We start from the raw sequence: 2,289 nt of genomic DNA, 5'->3' as shown, positions 1-2,289 counted from the left end.
AAAACTGCCTGGATCATCGGCAAGGAACTCCCTGAATGGTATAGCGCAGACAATGACTACGAAGCCCCTAAATCACAGCAGTCCCCTTTACGTCATGAAACATTCTGGTGTTATGAGCTGAATCCCAAACTGGCCAAGCGCATTGATGTAGATCTGGAAGCACCGAACTGGGACGATATTCAAGCCTATACCGATCATGAACTGTTTGAAAGTAGCCTTGCCCAAGATTTTACCGAGCCAGCGTATATCAATTTGCCTTATTACGGCACCATGCCTGCCATTCAGGCCGATAGCGAAAGTCATTTAGCTTTAATCCCAACTGATTATTCAGCAGATTATGCTCACCAGACCTTATACCGCCTAGATGCCTTAAACGACTTTATTCAAACTAAAATTCAGCATCCATATCACACAAATGGTGAAGTACTTAGCCCCGAGCAGCAGCTTAACCTGCGTCATTTTTCGCAGAAAATTGATGATTTAAGTGCTAAATTCATCAGCAAAGTCGCCAACCACTATAAAACGGCACAGCTAACACCTAAAGTTGCGCCTGATCCATTTGTCGGTATGAGTACCGAAGACCGCTCACCAAAAATTTCTAAAGCAGAAAAACCTCAGGACCCAGGCAAATCCAGTTCGTCTGCAAATGTGCTGACCTTAATTGTGATCACTGTGATTATTTGTCTGATTGGCTACTATTTCGGCCTTTAACATTTTGCCAGAAAAGCTTACATTCCGGGCAGAATTCAATGGAGACGTTGATACTCAGAAGCAGACATCAGCTTGAAATAATGCTGACGATTTTGTGATAGGTTTTGATTATCCAACCTATGATGGAATTAAGGTCAAGCAGCTGTCTGAAAATTTCAGCATTATTTGAATGAGCCGAAGCTGCTATTTGCTGATCGCCCGATGGATGGCCCTTTTGATTGATCAGTAGAGATCTTGAGATAAAAGGATAAATCAGCCATACAGTACAAGAGCTGTTCATTTTCCATCGTCTTTTTCCAGGGTTTAGATTTTTCCACATTGAGCCAGCTTGGCTAGAGTATTCAAAAATTAAATGTCCCACTGATAACATAAGTCTTTAAGATTCTCGCCCAGATCGCTGGCATCTTCTTCACTGACAAAATAGGCGCCGGTCTTTTCATAAAAATAACGACTGGAATTCAGGTTCAATACGCTGCATTGCATATGCTGGTAGGATTTTTCTCGACTTAAGCCCAGACCTAATTGAACCATTTCAGAGCCCACACCTTGACCTTGAATCTGTTTCAATAAATACAAAGCTCTCAATTCACTGATTGGCGCCTCCACTGGAAAATTAAAGGCAGCAAATCCGAGCACCTGAGCATTTTTTTCATAGACGAATACCCGTCGATTTTCCTGTTCAAGCACAGAACGCCACAAAGCGGCTCTTTGTTCTACACTCAATTCATCTAAAATTTCTGGTTTAATGATATTTTGATAGCTTTCATGCCAGCTTTGTACATGCACTTGGGCAATCGGCAGGACATCCTGTTGAGTGGCAAGTAGAATCATTATTTTTAAGCCTTATTTTTGATTATGCAATTTAACAATGACTAAAAAATATAAGATTTACAATACTGATTTTTAAATAATATTTAAAATGATTACTTTTACTTAAGCATAAAAAAAAGACCGCTAAAAGCGGTCTTTTTCAAGTCATAAAGACTTATGCAGCCAATGCATCTTTAGCTTTAGAAGCTAAAGCAGCAAACGCAACTGCGTCATGCATAGCGATGTCAGCAAGTACGCGACGGTCGATAATCACTTGAGCTTTTTTCAAGCCAGCGATCATACGGCTGTACGACAAACCATTTTGACGAGCACCAGCGTTGATACGTGCAATCCACAAAGCGCGGAATTGACGTTTCTTCTGACGACGGTCACGGTAAGCATATTGACCAGCTTTGATTACCGCCTGGAACGCTACGCGGTAAACGCGTGAACGAGCACCATAGTAACCTTTAGCGCGAGCAAGAATTTTTTTGTGACGGCGATGAGCCTGTACACCACGTTTTACACGAGCCATTTATAATCTCCTTAGATGTACGGGCACATACGACGAACTGAAGCAACGTCACTTACGTGAACCATTACACAGCCGCGCAATTGACGAATACGCTTAGCAGATTTTTTGGTCAAAATGTGGCGTTTGAACGCTTGTTTACGCTTAAAACCGTTAGCAGTCGCTTTAAAGCGTTTAGCTGCACCACGGCGAGTTTTCATCTTAGGCATAACAACCTCTTTTGAACACCTGTTCGG

General features: G+C 41.9%; 4 protein-coding genes. 1 reads left to right on the top strand and 3 read right to left on the bottom strand.

Features of this window, described 5'->3' with window-relative positions:
- The coding region (locus WAK81_RS13020; RefSeq protein WP_422197375.1) for a hypothetical protein at positions 1–711 on the top strand (711 nt) is incomplete at its 5' end.
- 348 nt (positions 712–1,059) lie between these two features.
- Here WAK81_RS13020 and WAK81_RS13015 read toward each other — a convergent pair.
- From WAK81_RS13015 to rpmI, 3 genes are all read right to left on the bottom strand, one after another.
- Positions 1,060–1,542, bottom strand: coding sequence for a GNAT family N-acetyltransferase (locus WAK81_RS13015; protein WP_422197373.1), 483 nt, complete (start codon positions 1,540–1,542; stop codon positions 1,060–1,062).
- 154 nt (positions 1,543–1,696) lie between these two features.
- Complete coding sequence (gene rplT, locus WAK81_RS13010) at positions 1,697–2,056, bottom strand: 50S ribosomal protein L20 (protein ID WP_004647525.1); 360 nt, start codon at positions 2,054–2,056, stop codon at positions 1,697–1,699.
- 11 nt (positions 2,057–2,067) lie between these two features.
- Positions 2,068–2,262: a 50S ribosomal protein L35 gene (gene rpmI, locus WAK81_RS13005; RefSeq protein WP_004278281.1), complete on the bottom strand. Its 195-nt coding sequence runs from the start codon at positions 2,260–2,262 to the stop codon at positions 2,068–2,070.
- Positions 2,263–2,289 lie beyond the last annotated feature (27 nt).

Source organism: Acinetobacter sp. (assembly GCF_049284435.1).
In the GTDB taxonomy this organism is placed as follows: domain Bacteria; phylum Pseudomonadota; class Gammaproteobacteria; order Pseudomonadales; family Moraxellaceae; genus Acinetobacter.
The sequence above is the reverse complement of the archived record's forward strand: the minus strand, read 5'-3'. Positions and strand labels throughout refer to the sequence as shown.

What these genes read in the sequence shown, in the direction of transcription:
- WAK81_RS13015 (WP_422197373.1), bottom strand. Translation starts at nt 1,542, where the DNA reads ATGATTCTACTTGCCACTCAACAGGATGTCCTGCCGATTGCCCAAGTG.
- rplT (WP_004647525.1), bottom strand. Translation starts at nt 2,056, where the DNA reads ATGGCTCGTGTAAAACGTGGTGTACAGGCTCATCGCCGTCACAAAAAA.
- rpmI (WP_004278281.1), bottom strand. Translation starts at nt 2,262, where the DNA reads ATGCCTAAGATGAAAACTCGCCGTGGTGCAGCTAAACGCTTTAAAGCG.